This window comes from Aeromonas sp. R6-2, assembly GCF_040908155.1.
GTDB classification, from domain to species: Bacteria; Pseudomonadota; Gammaproteobacteria; order Enterobacterales; family Aeromonadaceae; genus Aeromonas; species Aeromonas schubertii.
In genome coordinates, this window is the sequence record NZ_JBFODE010000063.1 from 80,935 (window position 1) to 100,063 (window position 19,129).

General features: G+C 59.1%; 21 protein-coding genes. 15 read left to right on the plus strand and 6 right to left on the minus strand.

Features of this window, described 5'->3' with window-relative positions; genetic code table 11:
* Positions 1–7: 7 nt before the first annotated feature.
* The gene (gene hmpA, locus AB5Y48_RS16930; RefSeq protein ID WP_368165225.1) at positions 8–1,195 is read right to left on the minus strand and encodes an NO-inducible flavohemoprotein; all 1,188 of its coding nucleotides are present in this window, start codon (positions 1,193–1,195) and stop codon (positions 8–10) included.
* A 111-nt stretch (positions 1,196–1,306) separates the two neighbouring features.
* On the opposite strand from hmpA, the gene AB5Y48_RS16935 reads away from it, so the two are divergent.
* Entirely contained in the window at positions 1,307–1,771 is a 465-nt protein-coding gene (locus AB5Y48_RS16935) for an Rrf2 family transcriptional regulator (protein WP_050665757.1), read from the plus strand.
* A gap of 32 nt (positions 1,772–1,803) precedes the next feature.
* On the opposite strand, the gene AB5Y48_RS16940 is transcribed toward AB5Y48_RS16935, so the two are convergent.
* Positions 1,804–3,084 carry an HlyC/CorC family transporter gene (locus AB5Y48_RS16940; RefSeq protein ID WP_050665758.1) on the minus strand — a complete coding sequence of 427 codons (1,281 nt, stop codon included), beginning with the start codon at positions 3,082–3,084 and terminating at the stop codon, positions 1,804–1,806.
* Positions 3,085–3,123: 39 nt separating this feature from the next.
* Complete coding sequence (gene ccsA / locus AB5Y48_RS16945) at positions 3,124–3,912, minus strand: inner membrane protein YpjD (RefSeq protein ID WP_050665759.1); 789 nt, start codon at positions 3,910–3,912, stop codon at positions 3,124–3,126.
* A gap of 195 nt (positions 3,913–4,107) precedes the next feature.
* Between ccsA and ffh the strand changes: the two genes are divergently transcribed.
* From ffh to rplS, 5 genes are all read left to right on the plus strand, one after another.
* Positions 4,108–5,481 (plus strand): signal recognition particle protein, encoded by a 1,374-nt coding sequence (gene ffh, locus AB5Y48_RS16950; protein ID WP_050665760.1) that lies wholly within the window; start codon positions 4,108–4,110, stop codon positions 5,479–5,481.
* Between the two features lie 165 nt (positions 5,482–5,646).
* Positions 5,647–5,895 (plus strand): 30S ribosomal protein S16, encoded by a 249-nt coding sequence (rpsP, locus tag AB5Y48_RS16955; protein ID WP_050665761.1) that lies wholly within the window; start codon positions 5,647–5,649, stop codon positions 5,893–5,895.
* 27 nt (positions 5,896–5,922) lie between these two features.
* The gene (gene rimM / locus AB5Y48_RS16960; protein ID WP_082177934.1) at positions 5,923–6,444 is read left to right on the plus strand and encodes a ribosome maturation factor RimM; all 522 of its coding nucleotides are present in this window, start codon (positions 5,923–5,925) and stop codon (positions 6,442–6,444) included.
* 30 nt (positions 6,445–6,474) lie between these two features.
* Positions 6,475–7,224, plus strand: coding sequence for a tRNA (guanosine(37)-N1)-methyltransferase TrmD (gene trmD, locus AB5Y48_RS16965; protein ID WP_050665763.1), 750 nt, complete (start codon positions 6,475–6,477; stop codon positions 7,222–7,224).
* Between the two features lie 32 nt (positions 7,225–7,256).
* Positions 7,257–7,604, plus strand: coding sequence for a 50S ribosomal protein L19 (rplS, locus tag AB5Y48_RS16970; RefSeq protein ID WP_005345623.1), 348 nt, complete (start codon positions 7,257–7,259; stop codon positions 7,602–7,604).
* A gap of 56 nt (positions 7,605–7,660) precedes the next feature.
* On the opposite strand, the gene AB5Y48_RS16975 is transcribed toward rplS, so the two are convergent.
* Together AB5Y48_RS16975 and mutH are read right to left on the minus strand one after the other, a co-directional pair.
* Positions 7,661–7,981: an isoamylase early set domain-containing protein gene (locus AB5Y48_RS16975; protein ID WP_050667804.1), complete on the minus strand. Its 321-nt coding sequence runs from the start codon at positions 7,979–7,981 to the stop codon at positions 7,661–7,663.
* Between the two features lie 89 nt (positions 7,982–8,070).
* On the minus strand, positions 8,071–8,745 hold the full coding sequence (gene mutH / locus AB5Y48_RS16980; protein WP_050667805.1) for a DNA mismatch repair endonuclease MutH: 675 nt from the start codon (positions 8,743–8,745) through the stop codon (positions 8,071–8,073).
* A gap of 718 nt (positions 8,746–9,463) precedes the next feature.
* On the opposite strand from mutH, the gene rppH reads away from it, so the two are divergent.
* From rppH to AB5Y48_RS17020, 8 genes are all read left to right on the plus strand, one after another.
* A complete protein-coding gene (gene rppH, locus AB5Y48_RS16985) occupies positions 9,464–9,991 on the plus strand; it encodes an RNA pyrophosphohydrolase (protein WP_082178049.1) in 528 nt (175 codons plus the stop codon).
* A gap of 11 nt (positions 9,992–10,002) precedes the next feature.
* Positions 10,003–12,276 (plus strand): phosphoenolpyruvate--protein phosphotransferase, encoded by a 2,274-nt coding sequence (ptsP, locus tag AB5Y48_RS16990; protein WP_136612731.1) that lies wholly within the window; start codon positions 10,003–10,005, stop codon positions 12,274–12,276.
* A gap of 90 nt (positions 12,277–12,366) precedes the next feature.
* Positions 12,367–13,194, plus strand: coding sequence for a prolipoprotein diacylglyceryl transferase (gene lgt, locus AB5Y48_RS16995; RefSeq protein ID WP_050667807.1), 828 nt, complete (start codon positions 12,367–12,369; stop codon positions 13,192–13,194).
* Complete coding sequence (gene thyA, locus AB5Y48_RS17000) at positions 13,191–13,985, plus strand: thymidylate synthase (RefSeq protein WP_136612732.1); 795 nt, start codon at positions 13,191–13,193, stop codon at positions 13,983–13,985. Before lgt ends, thyA begins: the two co-directional genes overlap by 4 nt.
* Before the next feature lie 167 nt (positions 13,986–14,152).
* A complete protein-coding gene (gene nhaA / locus AB5Y48_RS17005; RefSeq protein ID WP_368165229.1) occupies positions 14,153–15,340 on the plus strand; it encodes a Na+/H+ antiporter NhaA in 1,188 nt (395 codons plus the stop codon).
* Between the two features lie 14 nt (positions 15,341–15,354).
* Positions 15,355–15,747 (plus strand): hypothetical protein, encoded by a 393-nt coding sequence (locus AB5Y48_RS17010; RefSeq protein ID WP_050667863.1) that lies wholly within the window; start codon positions 15,355–15,357, stop codon positions 15,745–15,747.
* Complete coding sequence (gene nhaR / locus AB5Y48_RS17015) at positions 15,734–16,666, plus strand: transcriptional activator NhaR (RefSeq protein WP_050667810.1); 933 nt, start codon at positions 15,734–15,736, stop codon at positions 16,664–16,666. Before AB5Y48_RS17010 ends, nhaR begins: the two co-directional genes overlap by 14 nt.
* 51 nt (positions 16,667–16,717) lie before the next feature.
* A complete protein-coding gene (locus tag AB5Y48_RS17020) occupies positions 16,718–17,020 on the plus strand; it encodes a metalloregulator ArsR/SmtB family transcription factor (protein WP_050667811.1) in 303 nt (100 codons plus the stop codon).
* Between the two features lie 52 nt (positions 17,021–17,072).
* On the opposite strand, the gene rpsT is transcribed toward AB5Y48_RS17020, so the two are convergent.
* A complete protein-coding gene (rpsT, locus tag AB5Y48_RS17025) occupies positions 17,073–17,336 on the minus strand; it encodes a 30S ribosomal protein S20 (protein ID WP_005345658.1) in 264 nt (87 codons plus the stop codon).
* A 189-nt stretch (positions 17,337–17,525) separates the two neighbouring features.
* Here rpsT and murJ point away from each other — a divergent pair, with 189 nt between their 5' ends.
* On the plus strand, positions 17,526–19,091 hold the full coding sequence (gene murJ, locus AB5Y48_RS17030; protein ID WP_050667812.1) for a murein biosynthesis integral membrane protein MurJ: 1,566 nt from the start codon (positions 17,526–17,528) through the stop codon (positions 19,089–19,091).
* Positions 19,092–19,129: the final 38 nt, after the last annotated feature.

Here is a 19,129-nt window from a genome sequence, read left to right on the forward strand (position 1 = left end):
TTGCTGGTTACAGGCTCTGATGGGGGCCAAAAAACTCGTAGTGCAGGCGCCCCTCTTCGACTCCGCGTTCACTCAACTGGCGTTTCACCTCTCTCATGAACCCTTCCGGACCGCAGAAGTAGTAGTGGGCTCCCGCCGGCAGCAGCTCGTTAACCTGCTCGAGATCCAGCTGGCCGGCAAAGTCGAACTTCCCCTCATCCCCGGCGCGTGGCTGACGATACCAGGTTCTCGCCTCCAGGTTGGGGAGACGGGCAGCCTTGCCGGCAATGTCATCTGCAAAGGCGTGCAGGCCACCGTATTCACAGGCGTGCAGCCAGCGAACTTCCCCTTGATGACCGGTGACGATCAGCTGGTTGAGCATGGCCAGCATGGGGGTGAGCCCCACGCCACCGGAGAGCAGGACGATCGGCGTATTGGTGGTCGCATTGAGGAAGAAATCCCCCGCCGGCGGGATCACGGCCAGCTCGTCTCCTTCCTCGAGGCGATCGTGCAGCAGGTTGGAGACCTGACCACCGGCTTCCCGTTTGACGCAGATACGATAGCTGCGGCCATTGGGGGCATCGGAGAGGGAGTACTGCCGGATCTCGGTATGGGCAAGGTCGGGGTGGCTCAGCTGCAGGCTCAGGTACTGGCCAGGAATAAAGTCCACCACGCTTTCCCCGTCTTTGGGCTCGAGCACGAAGCTGGTGATGAGATCGGACTCGATGCGCTTCTGACGAATGACGAAGGGGCGGGTGCCGCGCCAGCCACCTGTGGCCTCTTCCCGCTCGGCATAGATCTGCTCCTCGCGGCCGATGAAGATGGAGGCGAGCAGACCATAGGCCTTCTCCCAGGCGGCCAGAATCTCATCGGTGACCGCTTCGCCCCCCAATTCTTTGAGCGTGGCCAAGAGATGGCTACCTACTATGTGGTATTGTTCCGGCTTGATCAGGAAGCCGGTGTGTTTGTGGGCGATGCGCTCGACGGCGCCGGTCAGGGCCGACAGGTTGTCGATATGGCGTGCATAGGCCGCGACGGCGTTGAACAGTGCCACCGGCTGACCCCCCGAGTGCTGGTGGGCCAGGTTGAAGACATCCTTGAGTTCGGGATTGTGGGTGAACATGCGCTGGTAGAAGTGGCGGGTCAGAGCGGGGCCGGCTGACTCCAGAAGGGGGATGGTGCTCTTGATAGTGGCAATCGTCTGTTGATCCAGCATGGTGATCTCCGCTTTAATTAAACATATAAAATGTCACTTACATAAGTGGCATCCTAAATGTTTATTTGATTCAGATCAATCTTTCATCGCCATTGAGAGCAAGCACCCATTATGAGACTGACCAGCTATACCGATTTTGGACTGAGAGCCCTGCTCTATCTGGCCACCCTGCCGGAGGGGGAGCTGTCGAGTGTGGGCAAGGTCTCGGCCCTCTATGACGTCTCACGCAACCACATGGTCAAGGTGATCAACCAGCTGGTGAAGCTGGGTTATCTGGGCTCCCAGCGAGGCAAGAACGGGGGGATCTGGTTGGCGGTGAAGCCTGCCGAGGTGAACGTGGGGGCGGTAATTCGTGAGCTGGAAGGGAATCTCGACGGGATCGATTGTGGCTCTCCGGTTTGCCACATCGTCTCTGTCTGTCTGCTCAAGGGGGCGCTCAAGGAGGCGATGAACGCCTTCCTGGGGGTGATGGACAACTATACCCTGGAGGATCTCCTCGCCAATCGCAGTGAACTGCAACAGGTATTCGGTCAGCTCATTCCCACCCTGACGGTGGAAGAGGAGCCCGAAGAGTAAGGGGGCGGCCAGTTGGCCGCCCCTGCTTTTCATCAGTGTTCGTTCTCTCGCTCGCGGCGATAGAGGGCGGGCATCAGACGCACCAGCTTCACCATGTTCTGTTCCACCTCGACGATCTCGATGGGATAGCCGGCCAGGCGCAGGCTGATATTGGGCTGGGGCAGATCTTCCAGGTATTCGAGGATCAGACCATTGAGGGTTCGCGGTCCGTCGGTGGGCAGATGCCAGCCCATCTCCTTGTTGAGTTCGCGAATGTTGGCCGACCCCTCCACCAGATAGGTGCCATCGGGCTGGGGGTGAATTTCGTCGCTCGGTGTCGGCGCCATGGAGGTGGTGAAGTCACCGACGATCTCCTCGAGGATATCGTCCAGGGTGATGAGCCCCTGGATATCCCCGTACTCGTCGACGATGAGACCGATGCGCTCCTTGTTGCGCTGGAACTTGGCCATCTGCACATTGAGGGGCGTGCCCTCGGGGATGAAGTAGATCTCCTTGACCGCCCGCAGCAGGCTCGACTTGTTGAACTGCTCCTTGGCCAGTAGTCGCAGGGCATCGCGGGCATGCAGAAAGCCCACCACATCGTCGATGTTATCCCGATAGAGCAGTGCCTTGGTGTGGGGACTGTGCACCAGTTGGCGCACTATGCTCTTCCAGTCGTCGTTGATGTCGATGGCATAGATATCGTTGCGCGGCACCATGATGTCTTCGACCAGCACCTTGTCGAGATCCAGGATGCTGAGCAGCATGTCCTGGTGGCGCTGGGGGATCAGGCTACCCGCTTCGTTGACTATGGTGCGCAGCTCTTCGGGGCTGAGGGAGTGATCCGAACCCGGTTGCAGGCGCAGCATCCGCAGCAGCAGGTTGGTCACCCCGTTGATCATCCAGACGAAGGGGGAGAGAGGGACCATCAGGGCATTGAGTACGATGGAGGCCGGATAGGCGATCCGCTCGGGGAACATGGCCGCCAGGGTCTTCGGTGTTACCTCGCCAAAGATGAGCACGACTATGGTCAGGCCGAAGGTGGCCACGGCGACCCCGAGATCTCCGAACAAACGAATGCAGACCACGGTGGCGATGGCCGAGGCGAGGATGTTGACCAGGTTATTACCGATGAGGATGAGGCCGAGCAGACGATCGGGGCGTTCGAGCAGTTTCTCGACCCGACGGGCCGCACGATGCTTGGTCTGGGCCAGATGACGCAACCGGTAGCGGTTGAGTGACATCATGCCGGTCTCGGAGCTGGAGAAGAAGGCGGAACAGAGGATGAGCAGCACCAGAACGATGAGTAGTGTGCCCGTCGATATGCTATCCAAAAAGGACTCCCTTGGTTGGTTGATAGAGTGCGGCCATCGTCAGCTCAGGAGGATCTCCTTGACGAAGCGGCTGCCAAAATAGGCGAGAGTAAGGATCAGGCTGCCCAACAGGCTCAGCCAGACGACCTTGCGACCCCGCCAGCCATGGACGTGATGCCCCCATAGCAGGAACACATAGACGCACCAGGCGATGATGGAGAGGATCGCCTTATGGGCCTTGCCCTGAGCAAACATGTCGCTGAGGAAGAAGAAGCCGGAGGCGATGGAGAGGGTGAGCAGGAACAGGCCCACCGTCATGAGGCGAAACAGTCGCTTCTCGACCGTCATCAGAGGGGGCATGGCTGGCAGGTGAGTCAGCTTGCGCGCCTTGAGGCGATAGTCGAGATAGGCCAGCTGCAGGGCAAACAGGCTGGCGATGGAGAGCACGGAGTAGGCGATGAGGGCCAGCCCGATATGAAGCAGCAGCTGGGGGTGTGACTCCAGGTGGGTGATGAAGTGGTTCGGGATCAGGGTGTCTGCCACGATAAGCAGGGCCGAAAAGCCGTAGACCACAGGAAGCAGCAGCCAGCCATTGAAGCGCTTGGTCACACCGGTCATGAAGGCACTGATGATGAAGCTGACCAGAGAGGCGACATTGAGCAGGCTCAGGTTCTGCCCCGACTGGGTGAGCACCTCCTGTGTCAGCGAGAAAAGATGGCAGAGCAGGGCCAGTCCGGCACAGGCAAACAGTTGCCTGTGTCCCTGCGCTCCCGGAGAGAGCAGCAGATGCAGGGAGGCGATGATGGCCAGCAGATAAAAGGCCAGCGCCAGAACGGAGAGGACGATCATAGGTAAGTCGTTGCCGAGCAAGCTCTTCTGTGGTCAAGATAGGCAGTATACCCTCTGCGGCGCCCTGCTCGCCAGTTGTGCAATTCCGATCCTGCCCCCATATCCGGCTCATCGGACCCAGCCTGCCATCGTGCCGCAGCCGATGCTGGGTTATAATGCCGCCAATTTGCAACGCCAAGACATTCGGAACGCGTCATGTTTGAGAATTTGACAGATCGACTCTCGCGCACCCTGCGCAATATCAGTGGCCGTGGCCGCCTCACCGAGGAGAACATCAAGGAGACCCTGCGTGAAGTGCGCATGGCCCTGCTGGAAGCCGACGTGGCGCTGCCCGTGGTGCGTGACTTCGTGGCGCGCGTCAAGGAGCGGGCCGTCGGCCAGGAGGTCGCCAAGTCCCTGAGCCCGGGTCAGGCCTTCATCAAGATCGTCCACGCCGAACTGGTCGGCGTCATGGGGGAGGCCAACGAGCAGCTCAACCTGGCGGCCCAGCCCCCCGCCATCATACTGATGGCCGGTCTGCAGGGTGCCGGTAAGACCACGTCGGTGGGCAAGCTGGCCAAATTCCTCAAAGAGCGTAACAAGAAGAAGGTGCTGGTGGTCAGTGCCGATGTCTACCGTCCGGCGGCGATCAAGCAGCTCGAGACCCTGGCGAGCGACATCGGTGTCGACTTCTTCCCGAGCGAGGCGACCCAGAAACCCATCGATATCGCCAACGGCGCCATCGACCACGCCCGCAAGAAGTTCTATGACGTGGTGATCGTCGATACCGCGGGTCGTCTTCATGTGGATGGCGAGATGATGGAGGAGATCAAGGATCTCCACGCTGCCATCAAGCCCATCGAGACCCTGTTCGTGGTTGACGCCATGACCGGTCAGGACGCCGCCAACACCGCCAAGGCATTTAACGAGGCGCTGCCCCTGACCGGTGTCATCCTCACCAAGGCGGACGGTGACGCCCGCGGTGGTGCCGCCCTGTCGGTGCGCCACATCACCGGCAAGCCGGTCAAGTTTATCGGTGTCGGTGAGAAGACCGACGCCCTCGAGCCGTTCCACCCGGACCGACTCGCCTCCCGTATCCTCGGCATGGGTGACGTACTCTCCCTGATCGAGGAGGTGGAGCGTAGCGTCGACAAGGAGAAGGCCGCCAAGCTGGCCGAGAAGGTCAAGAAGGGACAGGGGTTCGATCTCGAGGACTTCCGCGAGCAACTGGCCCAGATGCGTAACATGGGCGGCATGATGGGGCTGCTCGACAAGCTGCCCGGTATGTCCGGCCTGCCCGATAACGTCAAGGATCAGATGGATGACAAGCTGACCGTGCGTATGGAGGCCATCATTGGCTCCATGACGCGCAAGGAGCGCGCCCATCCCGACATTATCAAGGGCTCACGCAAGCGCCGTATCGCGGCCGGTGCCGGGGTTGAGGTGCAGGATGTGAACCGCCTGCTCAAGCAGTTCACCGAGATGCAGCGGATGATGAAGAAGATGTCCGGCAAGGGCGGTATGCGCAAGATGATGAGTCAGATGCGCGGTATGATGCCGCCGGGCTTCGGCGGTGGTCGTGGATTCTGACCCGACCGGGAGGGCTCGCTACGGCGAGCCCTCTGCGTTTCTATTGGGCAAAAAATGGCAGGTTCGGTTGCATTTGTTCCGAATCCAAGTAGAATTATGCGGCTTATTTTAAGCTAGGGTCCGCGTGTTTGCGGGCCTTGTTCATTTGATGTTTATGAGGACGATATGGTAACCATTCGTTTACAGCGTGGTGGCGCGAAAAAGCGTCCGTTCTATCAGGTAGTAGTTGCCGACAGCCGTAACGCCCGTGACGGCCGCTTCATCGAGCGCGTAGGCTTCTTCAACCCGATCGCCGCCGGTCAGGCTGAAAAGCTGAACCTGGATCTGGCTCGCATCGACCACTGGGTTGCCACTGGCGCCAACGTGTCCGATCGCGTTGCCAAGCTGATCAAAGACGCCCGCAAGGCTGCTTAATCAGTCTGTAAGGTAAGGAGTCCCGAGGTGGAAAAACCTGTAGTCATGGGCACACTCGGTACCGTTTACGGTATCAAGGGTTGGCTCAAAGTGAACTCCTTCACCGACGTTGCCGAAGCGATTTTCGATTACAACCCCTGGCTGATTCAGCAAAACGGGGAGTGGCGCGAAATCCGGGTTTCCGGCTGGAAACGTCACAACAAGGGTCTGATTTGCAAGCTGGACGGTATCGACCTGCGCGAAGAAGCCCTCGCCCTGACCAATCTCGAGATTGGCGTCAATCCGGAACTGCTGCCGGAACTGCCCGAAGGGGAGTTCTACTGGCGCGACCTTATCGGTTGCTCCGTAGTCACCACCAAGGGGTATGATCTCGGCAAGGTGACTGAGTTGATGGAGACCGGCTCCAACGATGTGCTGGTCGTCAAGGCGAATGTAAAAGATGCCTTTGGCAAACAGGAGCGGCTGTTGCCGTTTCTGGAAGGGCAGGTGATCCTCAATGTCGATCTCGCTGCCAAAACAATCGAAGTTGATTGGGATCCTGGTTTCTAGTTCCCTGACATTCGGTGTCGGAGGTTTCATATGTGGATTGGGGTAATCAGCCTCTTCCCGGAAATGTTCCGAGCCATTACCGAACACGGGGTAACGGGTCGGGCCGTCAAGAATGGCCTGCTGCAGATTGAGTGCTGGAACCCCCGGGACTTTACCCACGACAAACACCGCACGGTCGATGATCGACCCTATGGTGGTGGGCCCGGCATGTTGATGATGGTTCAGCCGCTGCGTGATGCGATTCACGCGGCCAAGAAGGCGGCAGGTGACGGGGCGAAAGTCATCTATCTCTCACCGCAGGGGCGCAAGCTGACACAGGCTGGCGTCACCGAGCTGGCGGTCAACCGGAAGCTGATTCTGGTGGCCGGTCGATACGAGGGTATCGACGAGCGGGTAATCCAGACCGAGGTCGACGAAGAGTGGTCCATCGGTGATTACGTGCTAAGTGGCGGCGAGCTGCCTGCCATGACCCTGATCGACGCGGTATCGCGTCTGGTCCCCGGGGTCTTGGGTGATCAGGCCAGCGCCGAGCAGGACTCCTTCACGGATGGCCTGTTGGATCATCCCCACTACACCCGGCCCGAGGTGTTGGATGGGCTGACGGTGCCAGAGGCGCTGCTGAGTGGTAATCATGCGCTGATTCGGCGCTGGCGACTGAAGCAGTCTCTCGGACGGACCTGGCTGAGAAGGCCGGAACTTATTAACAACCTAGCTCTGACTGACGAGCAAGAATCACTTCTTGCCGAGTATGTTCGCGAACAGCAGGACATCGTTAAGTAGAGTTATCAGTTAACCCTAGGTAGGAAAAGACAATGAGCAAGATTATTCAACAGCTTGAACAAGAGCAAATGCGTACCGATATCCCGGCTTTCGCCCAGGGCGATACCGTGCGTGTTCAAGTTCGCGTTAAAGAAGGTGGTAAAGAGCGTCTGCAGGCTTTCGAAGGCGTTGTTATTGCCAAGCGTAACCGCGGTCTGCACTCTGCTTTCACCGTTCGCAAGATCTCCAACGGCGAAGGTGTTGAGCGTGTATTCCAGACTCACTCTCCGCTGATCCACAGCGTAGAGCTGAAGCGTCGTGGTGACGTTCGCCGCGCCAAGCTGTACTACCTGCGCAACCTGTCCGGTAAAGCTGCTCGTATCAAAGAGAAGCTCAACTAATTCCGACAGGAATGAAAAGGCTCGCCAATGGCGAGCCTTTTTCGTTGGGTTGGTGACTACTGTACCCGGATTACCGAGTTGTCACGACCGAAAGGGCCAGGCACATAGTCGTCGGCTGCCCAGTCATTGTCATAGCGCTCTTCCCCCTCCGGATTGACCAGTCGGTAGCAGTATTGAAACTGTGCCTGCCGATCGGTGGGCAGGTTCAGGGTGGTCTTGAACTCCCCGCTCTTCATCCTCTTCAGCTCCAGTGGTTCCCACTGATTGAACTCGCCGAGCAAGAACACGTGATCGGCATCGTTTGCTGCCTCTTTATCGACCGCGAAGGTCACCTTCACCTCCGGCTTGGACTTGAGATATTGCTTCGACAACGGCATGACTGGCTCCTCTGAGTGATGAATAGAATTCCATTCCATAAGGCTAGTTTTACACCAATTGTTGATATTGGTGTTACCTGTCATTGCCATCAGCAGGCGTAATAGTGTCGTAGCAAGGCGTGGGTGAAGGGGATCTTGAGGTAGAAGCCGCGGGGGCGAGTCAGCACAGGGTCGCCGTCCTGACCGATGGCCCGGGTGAGAGCCCGTCCATTGGCCGCTTTGGGACGCAATTGCAGTACCTGACCGTGGCGGGCGGTGATCTGTTCGACCTGCCCCAGAACTATCATGTCCATCAGCTCTTCCCAATCCTGGCGTAGCAGCGCCTCCTCCTCCGGCGAGGGAGACCACAGCAGGGGCATACCCACACGGCGCTCGGCCACCGGAATATCACGGGAGCCCTCGACCGGGATCCAGAGCACCCTGGAGAGCTTGTTGCGAATGTTGGAGTGTTCCCATGACAGGCCCGTCAGGCCGACCAACGGGGCGACGCAGACGAAGGTGGTCTCGAGCGGCTTGCCGAGCGGATCGATAGGGATCGTCTTGAGCTCGACGCCGAGCTCGGGAAAGTCCTGCTCGGGTTTGCTGCCTGCGGTGGCGCCCAGGTGCCACTCGATAAGCTGGCCGACCCAACCCTTGTGACGTCTCAGATCCTTGGGCACACGCAGATCAGCCCGATGGGCCAATTCGGCCAGAGAGAGGCCGGCGATGTCATGGGCTCGACTCAGTAGCCGGTCGAGCGAGTCGGGGGGAAGAGGCGCTTTCATGGTGGGCCATTCTACCCGATCCACTTCGTCATGGTGCTGTCTGTTTTTTGAGCATGACTTGGCGGGGCGCATCATGCTTGGACTGCTCCGATGATACTTATATAACTATCTGTTTTTAATAGGTTTAGTTTTGGTTTTCCCGGCGTATCTTGACCGCCTTCAATCACCAACCGCTTGTCCAAGGGTTGGGCAGATCTGTTGCACACACTTATCCACAAAAAAATGGGATAACTCCCGTTTTTCTCTCTCAATAGTCGTGGCAAGAGAAAATTCTCTGCTATACGCGCATTTTTGCTGCCGAACCGGTCGATAATCTGGGCGTCTTTTGTGGATAAATTGAGTTAGCTCGATCTTTAATCAGGCAAACTTGTTCACAGTAGCAGGAGGCGATCCAACCAGGATCCCGATCCGCAAAAAGGATCCTTCTGTTTGATATATGATTATGTTTTTAAATGATTTATTATCTTATAACTTCATTTTTATGCTTCTCAGTTCCACGGCTGCGTGGTGACAGGATCGGGAGCTATACCAAGATATCCCAAGCTTTTTCCACAGAACAGGTGGGAAACTTGCGATGCCTGTCGCAGAAAAATGTTTATAACTTTGCTTGAAAACTGAAGTTATCCATGATTCTTCCTCGCCGTCGGCGGTTTGCTGCCATAGGACGAATGTGGAACAATCATCCCTAAATCAGATTTAGCCTTGTTAAGGTGATCACGTGATAGATGGTGACGGGTTTCGTCCCAATGTCGGCATCGTGATCTGTAACCGTGATGGGCAGGTGTTGTGGGCTAAACGCTATGGTCAGCACTCCTGGCAATTTCCCCAGGGGGGCGTGGATGATGGCGAGACCCCAGAGCAGGCCATGTACCGAGAGCTCTATGAAGAGATCGGTCTCAAGCCGGAAGATGTCACCGTGCTGGCTACCAGCCGGAACTGGCTCAAATATCGTCTGCCCAAACGCCTGGTTCGCTGGGACAGTTCACCGGTCTGCATAGGCCAGAAACAGAAATGGTTTTTGCTCCAGCTCGACAAGAGCAAGGAGTCGCGTATCGAATTTGGCTGCCACGGCCATCCCGAGTTTGATGACTGGCGCTGGGTGAGTTTTTGGTATCCGGTCCGGCAGGTTGTTTCGTTCAAACGCGAAGTTTACCGCCGGGTGATGAAGGAATTTGCCCCCATCGCCATGCCGGTCTCGCAGCCGGCGCAACCCAAGAAGGAACACAGGCGTCACCGCCCACGTTAAGGAGAACCCGATTGCTGACCCAGTTGCGCCATATTGTCGAGAGCATGACGGCGGCTGCCTCCCTCGAGCAGGCACTGCAGGCGCTGGTGCATCTGACCCGCAACGTGATGCAGGTCGACTGCTGCTCTGTCTATGTGGCGGAGCCGGAGCGACGTTGCTACAGGTTGGCGGCCACCGATGGGTTGGCGGAGTCTGCAGTCGGCAAGGCTTTCCTTCCCTTTGAAGAGGGGATCGTCGGCCTGGTGGGGCAGCGTGAGGAGCTGATCAACCTGGCCGATGCCTCTGCCCATCCCGCATTCAAGCTCTTGCCTGATGTGGCAGAGGAGGCATTTCGCTCCTTTCTGGGGACGCCCATCATGCATCAGCGCCAGGTGGTCGGCATCCTGGTGGTGCAGCAGAAGGAGAGCCGTCTCTTCGATGAGGGGGAGGAGTCCTTCCTGGTGACCCTGGCGGCACAGTTGGCGGCCCGTATCGCCCATGCCCAGGCGCGTAGCCAGCTTACCCGAACCGATTGGGGCAAGCCCCTGCGCGGTGTGGCCGGCTCCCCGGGGGTGGCCATCGCTCGGGCCTGGGTATGGCGGCCACGCAAGGAGCTGGCCGCCATAGTGCCCCGCAAGGCGGATGATCCTGACGCTCAACTGGGTCGCTTCGATCAGGCTGTCGAGGCGGTGCGCCATGAGCTGGAAGCCTTGGCACTGCGCTTTCGCGAGTCCTCGAGTCAGGACTCGGTGGCGATCTTCGATATTTACCTCCATCTGTTGGCCGACCCCAGCTACATCAAGCCCATTCGTCTGCGTATCGAGCAGGAGGAGTGGACGGCCATCAGCGCCGTCAAGCTGGTGAGCGAGACTCTGATCGGGCGTTTCGGGTCCATGCAGGACCCCTACCTGAGGGAGCGGGCCACCGACATCAAGGATATTGCCCTGCGCCTCATCAGCCGCCTGGTGCAGGATGAGCCTGAGCATCTGGCCATCAGCGAGCGGGTGGTGTTGGTGGCGGAGGAGGTGACGGCCACCATACTGGCCGAGGTGCCGCGAGACTGCCTGGCCGGGGTGGTCTCCATCAAGGGATCGAGCAACTCACATACCGCCATCCTGGCACGGGCCATGGGAGTACCGGCCATCATGGGGGTCGAATTTCCTCTGGCCGAGATCCACCGGCTCATGCTGGTGGTGGATGGCTACAGCGGCGATCTCTTCGTCGAGCCGAAAGAGCCCATCCTGGCCGAGTATCGCCAACTGCTCCATGAAGAGCAGGCGCTGGACCAACTGGTCCACAGTACCGATGGCCAGCCCTCCGAGACCCTGGACGGGGTCAAGGTCTCCCTGCTGCTCAACGCCGGTCTCAGCGCAGATACCGAGATCGCCATCAATGAACTGGCAGACGGGGTGGGGCTCTACCGTACCGAAATCCCCTTCATGCTGCACGACAGCTTTCCCTCCGAGTGGGAGCAGACCGCCCGTTATCGGGGAATACTGGAGACGTATCGCAATCGCCCTGTCTGCATGCGTACTCTGGATGTGGGGGGAGACAAGCAACTGCCCTATTTCCCCATCGTCGAAGAGAACCCCTTTCTCGGCTGGCGTGGCATCCGCCTCACCCTGGATCATCCCGAGCTCTTCCTGGTGCAGCTCAAGGCGATGCTGCGCGCCAGCGAGGGGCTCGATAACCTGGCGGTGATGTTGCCCATGATCAGCAGCGTGGGCGAGATCCGGGCTGCCCGACGTTTGCTCGATCAGGCGTGGAGCGAAGTCTCGCAGGAGGTGGCCACCCGGGGCGGGACGCTGCACTACCCCCCGCTGGGGGTGATGATAGAGGTGCCATCGGCCCTCTATATCCTGCCCGAGATGGCGCCGCTCATCGACTTCTGGTCGGTAGGCTCCAACGACCTGACCCAATACCTGCTGGCAGTGGATCGCAACAACGCCCGGGTGGCCAGTATCTATGACTCCTTCCATCCTGCCGTGATCCGGGCCCTGCAGCTGCTGGTCGACTCGGCACGCCGCTATGGCAAGCCGGTGTCGGTGTGTGGCGAGCTGGCCGGTGACCCTATCGGCGTGCTGGTGCTGCTGGCCATGGGATACCGCCGCTTCAGTATGAATACCCGTAATATTCCGCGCATCAAGTATGTGCTGCGCAACGCCTCCCTCGATGAGCTGGTCCCCCTGCTGGCCGAGGGGCTCAGGAGCGATTCACCCCACGCCTTGCGCGGGCTCTTCTCCCGTTATCTGGAGGAGCGCGGCATGGGCGGCTTTCTGCGGGCCGGCCACAAGGTGACAGCCTAATCAATCACCTCTGGATTGGCCTGCAAGGTTGCCCAAGGTGGGGAATGATAGGACAATGCGGCTCTTCAATTTCACGTGACAGAGTCTCCTATGCAAGTGCAAGACGGATATTGGGTATTCCCACAGTTTGACCCTGTGGCCTTCGCCCTCGGGCCGCTTCAGGTTCGCTGGTACGGTCTGATGTACCTGTTCGGTTTCGCCTTCGCCATGTGGCTGGCGGGGCGCCGTGCCGATGAGCCGGGTAGCGGCTGGACCCGTGACGAGGTCTCCGACCTGCTGTTTTATGGCTTTCTCGGCGTGATCCTGGGTGGGCGCGTTGGCTACGTCCTCTTCTACAACTTCGATCTCTTCCTGGCCGACCCCCTCTACCTGTTCAAGGTGTGGACCGGTGGCATGTCCTTCCACGGCGGCCTCATCGGTGTCATTACCGCCATGATCTGGTTTGCCCACAAGACCAAGCGTCACTTCTTTACGGTGGCGGATTTTGTGGCGCCGCTGGTGCCGTTTGGTCTGGGGGTCGGCCGTCTTGGCAACTTCCTCAATGGCGAGCTGTGGGGACGGGTAACCGATGTGCCCTGGGCCATGATCTTCCCCGAGGCCGGCCCGGAGCCACGCCATCCCTCCCAGCTCTATCAGTTTGCCCTGGAAGGGGTGGTGCTGTTTGTCATCCTGAACCTCTTCTGGCGCAAGCATCCGCCGCGCGGGGCCATCTCCGGCATGTTCCTGCTCTGCTATGGCCTGTTCCGCTTTATCGTGGAGTTTGTGCGTCAACCCGACAGCCAACTCGGTCTCTACTTTAACGAGATCAGCATGGGGCAGATCCTCTCCACCCCCATGATTCTGGCCGGGCTGCTGATGATCTGGGCGGCCTATCGCAAGCCGGCCCTGTTCGGCGTGAAGGCGGAGGGTGCAAAATGAAGGTCTATCAGGCGCTGATGCGCAAGATCCTGGCCGAAGGGACCGACAAGTCGGATCGTACCGGCACCGGGACTCGCTCTCTCTTCGGTCACCAGATGCGCTTCAATCTGGCCGAGGGGTTTCCCCTGGTGACCACCAAGAAGTGCCATCTGCGCTCCATCATCCACGAGCTGCTCTGGTTCCTGCAGGGGGATACCAATATCGCCTATCTCAAGGAGAACGGCGTCAGTATCTGGGACGAGTGGGCCGACGAGAACGGGGATCTGGGGCCGGTCTACGGCGCTCAGTGGCGCTCCTGGCCGACCCGGGACGGTGGCGTGGTCGATCAGATCCAGAAAGCGGTGGACGACATCAAGCACAATCCTGACTCGCGTCGCATCATCGTCTCGGCCTGGAACGTGGGTGAGCTCGACAAGATGGCGCTGGCCCCTTGCCACGCCTTCTTCCAATTCTATGTGGCAGATGGCAAGCTCTCCTGCCAGCTCTACCAGCGTAGCTGCGACGTCTTCCTCGGCCTGCCGTTCAATATCGCCAGTTATGCCCTGCTGACCCATATGATGGCCCAGCAGTGCGACCTGGAGGTCGGTGACTTCGTCTGGACCGGCGGTGATGTACACCTCTACTCCAACCATATGGAGCAGACGGCCCTGCAACTCAGCCGTGAGCCGCGCGCCCTGCCCACCCTGATCATCAAGCGCAAGCCCGACTCCATCTTTGACTACCGTTTCGACGATTTCGAGATAGTGGGGTATGACCCCCATCCCGGTATCAAGGCTCCCGTAGCCGTTTGACAAGAGGCGCCGAAAGGCGCCTTATTCATTTCGGATCTCCTCATAATTTCCGCGTTCAATCGACAACCCTTCGGTTTTTTCGAGTTTAAAGGTAGTTAGAATCGATTTTTAAAGGGGGAACGCCTTAACTAGACTGGAGAAATCAAGCACAACGAGGTTTCAACGAAATGAGTGAAATGGTCAAAAGATTTCTGCGGCTGGAGTCTGCATCGGGGATCATTCTGATCCTCTCTGCGGCCTTGGCGATGCTGCTGGCCAACACTTCATGGTCTGGCGCCTATCAGGCGTTTCTGGATACGCCGGTGCAGGTGCGTATCGCCGCCCTGGATATCAACAAGCCGCTGCTGCTCTGGATTAACGATGGCTTCATGGCTGTCTTCTTCCTGCTGGTCGGTCTCGAGGTAAAGCGCGAGATGCTCGAAGGGGCTCTCTCGACCCGCGAGCAGGCCACCTTCCCGGCCATTGCGGCCCTGGGGGGGATGCTGGCTCCGGCGCTGGTCTATACCCTGTTCAACTACTCCGACGAGGTGGCACGGGCCGGCTGGGCCATTCCGGCGGCGACCGATATCGCCTTTGCCCTCGGTGTCATGGCCCTGCTCGGCAAACGGGTGCCCCTGAGCCTCAAGGTGTTCCTGCTGGCGTTGGCCATCATGGATGACCTGGGGGTCATCGTCATCATCGCCCTCTTCTATACCAGTCAGCTCTCTACCACTGCCCTCGGTGTGGCACTGGTGGCCATTGGTGCGCTCTGGTGGATGAATCGTCGCGGTGTCGACCGCATCTCGGCCTATATGCTGGTGGGGATCGTGCTTTGGGTTGCGGTCTTGAAGTCCGGCGTGCATGCCACCCTGGCCGGTGTCGTGGTGGGCTTTATGATCCCCCTCAAGGGTCAACGCAATGAGTCACCTCTCAAGCATCTGGAGCATGCCCTGCATCCCTGGTCTGCCTATCTGATCCTGCCGCTGTTTGCCTTTGCCAATGCGGGGGTCTCGCTGGCCGGGATCGGGCTGGCCGATATGCTCAAGCCGGTGCCGCTTGGCATCATGCTGGGGCTCTTCGTCGGCAAGCCGATCGGGGTCTTCACCATCAGCTGGCTGGCGGTCAAAGCCGGTATTGCCAAGATGCCCGACGGGATTAACTTCCGACACATTTTCGCCGTCAGTATCCTGTGCGGGATCGGCTTCACCATGTCCATGTTTATCGCTTCGCTGGCCTTTGAGCACGGTGGTCTGGACTATGGCAGCTACTCTCGCCTCGGCATCCTGAGCGGCTCTACCCTGGCGGCCATAGTGGGCTATCTCGCCCTGCGTTGGGCCTTGCCACAAAACAAGCCAATGGAAGGAGGGGATAAATGAGATCCGTGTGGATGATGGCCGTGTTGTTTTCGGGTTCGGTATTGGCTCAAGGGGAGGGGATCGATGCTTGCAAGAGCGATGCAGCCTCCCAGGCCTGCGCGACCTACCTCAACGGTGTGGTCGACAGTGCCCTCATGATGGGGGATCGGCAGGCTCGTGCCACCTTCGGTGAGACTTTCGGCGAGCGGGCGCTCAGCAGCCGGGTTGGCGAGCGAATCAAGCAGACCGGCCGCAGCGATTGTCGCCATGGCAGACCGGACCCCCTCTATCTCAAGGGGGTTCTGCGGGAGGAGTTCGCGGCCGGCAAGGTTGACTCGACCAGCGACATGTACGACATTCTGGCCGCAGAGATGAGCTGCCCCAGCCGGCAGCGTGCAGCGGAATCGAAACGGGATGTCACACCTTAACTACAACCACCTATACTATTTTTGGATGACCCAGAAGAAGGGCTCTGTCACCCAGGCGGCAGAAGCCCTTTTTCTGACTCCCCAGACCGTTACCGGTCAGATCAAGCTGCTCGAGCAGCGTCTCGGGGGAAAGCTGTTCAAGCGCAAGGGACGCTCTCTCGAAGCCACCGAGCTGGGCCAGCTGGTCTACCGCTATGCCGACCGCATGTTCAGCCTCTCCTATGAGATGCTCGACATCGTCAACTATCGCAAAGAGAACCAGATCCTCTTCGATGTCGGGATCGCCGATGCCCTCTCCAAACGCCTGGCCAGTCGGGTCCTGCTCTCTGTCATCCCCAACGATGGGTCGATTCACCTGCGTTGCTTTGAGTCGACCCACGAGCTGCTGCTGGAGCAGTTGAGCGAGCACAAGCTCGACATGATCCTCTCTGACTGTCCGGTGGACTCTTCCCAGCACGCGGGACTGCTCTCCAAGCGGCTCGGTGGCTGCGGGGTCAGCTTCTTCTGCAAGGCCCCCCTGCCCGAGCTGCCGTTTCCTGCCTGTCTTGAGGAGCGCAAACTGCTTATCCCGGGGCGTCGTACCGCCATGGGGCGTCAGCTGACCCAGTGGTTTGAAGAGCAGGGGGTGACGCCCCAGATATTGGGGGAGTTTGACGATGCGGCCCTGATGAAGGCCTTTGGCTTCTTCAACCAGGGGATCTTCATGGCGCCCTCTATCTATCGGGAGGAGATCCTGGAGAGCGAGGGGGTGGTTCTGCTGGGGGAGACTCAGGATCTGAAGGAGGAGTACCATGTCATCTTCGCCGAGCGGATGATCCAGCACCCAGCGGTGAAGCGTATCTGCGAGAGCGACTTCTCCTCACTGTTTAGCGGCGTCGAAAACCTCGACAACCTGCATCCCCCCACGGTCGGATTTTAAAAGTCGCTCACTCCCAGTATGATACAACCCTTTCACCAATCGGAGAGGGTCATGGAACTCGAGCAGATGGAAGCCAATGCGGCCCGTGCCGTAGCCCTGCTCAAGGCGTTGGCGAACGAGCGTCGGCTTTTTATCCTGTGTCATCTGCTGGATCGGGAGCTGTCGGTCGGTGAGCTCAACACCATACTGGGTCTGAGTCAGTCAGCCTTGTCACAACATCTTGCTGTGTTGCGGCGTGATGGGCTGGTGGCGACGAGAAAACAGGCGCAGACCGTCTACTATTCGCTCAACAGTTGCGAGGTGCGGGAGGTGATCGCTTTGCTCCATCGCCTCTACTGCAGCGAGGTGCAATAAAAAACCGGCATTTCTGCCGGTTTTTTCGTTCGATCGAACTGCGAGGCGTAGATTAGGCCAGAGCCTTGATCTGAGCAGCCAGACGGCTCTTGTGACGAGCAGCCTTGTTCTTGTGGATCAGACCCTTGGTGGCCATGCGGTCCAGGATCGGCTGAGCCTTCTCGAAAGCGGCAACGGCGGCAGCCTTGTCACCGGAAGCGATAGCAGCGATCACTTTCTTGACGTAGGTGCGGGTCATGGAACGACGGCTGGCATTGTGCTGACGACGTTTCTCTGCCTGAATCGCGCGCTTCTTAGCAGATTTGATGTTAGCCAAGTTAAACTCCTAAAACTGTCTTAGCGAGTGTATTGCAAAGGCCGAGGAATATGCCCTTGCAACCACATTTTGTCAAACGATTTGTGCAAATAAGCACCGACCCCCGATGGTGTGTCAGCGGGCGTGCGGGTAAACTGTCGGCCGATTCTAGCAGCATTCATTTCTTTCTGACAGTTCCCGAGGCCTTCCTTGAGCAAGAAATTGATTAAATCGGGCATGATCGTCTCGTTCATGACCCTGCTGTCCCGCATCATGGGGCTGGTGCGCGATGTGGTCATCGCCAATCTGCTGGGGGCGGGGGCGGCGGCCGACGTCTTCTTCTTCGCCAACCGCATACCCAACTTTCTGCGCCGGCTGTTTGCGGAGGGGGCATTCAACCAGGCCTTCGTGCCGGTCATGACCGAGTACAAGAAGGAGGGGAATGAGGAGAAGGTGCGCGAGTTGCTGGCCGTGGTGTCGGGAACCTTGGGTGGTATCGTCACCCTGGTCACCCTGCTCGGGGTGCTCTTTTCGGGTGTCCTGACCGCCCTGTTTGGCTGGGGCTGGTTCTGGGACTGGCTGCACGGGGGGCCGGCGGCCGAGAAGTTCGAGATGGCGAGCCTGATGCTCAAGATCACCTTCCCCTACCTCTGGTTTATCACCTTTACCGCCATGGCGGGGGCCGTGCTCAATACCTTCGGTCGCTTCGGGGTCTCCTCTTTTACCCCTATCTTCCTCAATATCACCATGATTGCCGCCGCCTGGTGGATCTCGCCCCTGCTCGATGATCCCGAGCTGGCGTTGGCGATCGGGGTCTTTCTCGGCGGCCTGGTACAGTTTCTGTTCCAGTTTCCCTTCCTGCGCCGGCTCAATATGTTGGTGTGGCCAAAATGGGGATGGCATCACCCCGGGGTCGTGAAGATCCGTACCCTGATGATCCCGGCCCTGTTCGGGGTCTCGGTGAGCCAGATCAACCTGCTGCTCAACACCATGCTGGCCTCTTTCCTGGCTACCGGAGCCATCAGCCACCTCTACTATTCCGATCGTCTGCTGGAATTCCCGCTCGGTCTCTTTGGTGTCGCCATTAGTACGGTGATCCTGCCTGCCCTGTCGCGCAAGCATGTGGATGCGGATGCGGCGGACTTTGCCCGCACCATGGATTGGGGGGTACGCATGGTGTTGCTGTTGGGGCTGCCCGCCATGCTGGGCATCGCCGTGCTGCGTGAACCCATCCTGCGGGTACTCTTCATGCGTGGTGAGTTCGGCATGCACGAAGTGACCATGTCCAGCGCCAGCCTGCTCGCCTCCGTCTCGGGATTGCTCTCGCTAATGCTGATCAAGGTATTGGCCCCCGGCTACTATGCCCGTCAGGACACCAGGACCCCGGTGCGTATCGGCATCATCGCCATGGTGGCCAATATGGGCTTCAATCTGGCCTTTATCTATCCCCTCGACTATGTGGGGCTGGCCCTCTCCACCGCCTGTTCGGGAACCCTCAACGCCATCCTGCTCTATCTGGGGCTGCGCAAGGGGGGCATCTATTCCATCTCCCGCGAGACCTGGTTCTTTTTGCTGCGGCTGGTGGTGGCCGGTGGCCTCATGGCGGCGCTGCTGGCCTGGCTCTCACCCGACCTGACCCAGTGGGGAGCCTGGTCCATGCTTAAGGCGACGTTGGAGCTGACCAAGCTGCTGCTGCTTGGTGGCGCGGTCTATGGTGCCGTGCTGCTGGCCAGCGGGATCCGCCCTCGTCATCTGAAAGCGGGACGCGAGGGCTGATCGCAGGGCCCGGCTGAGATATAATCCGGCGATTTCGA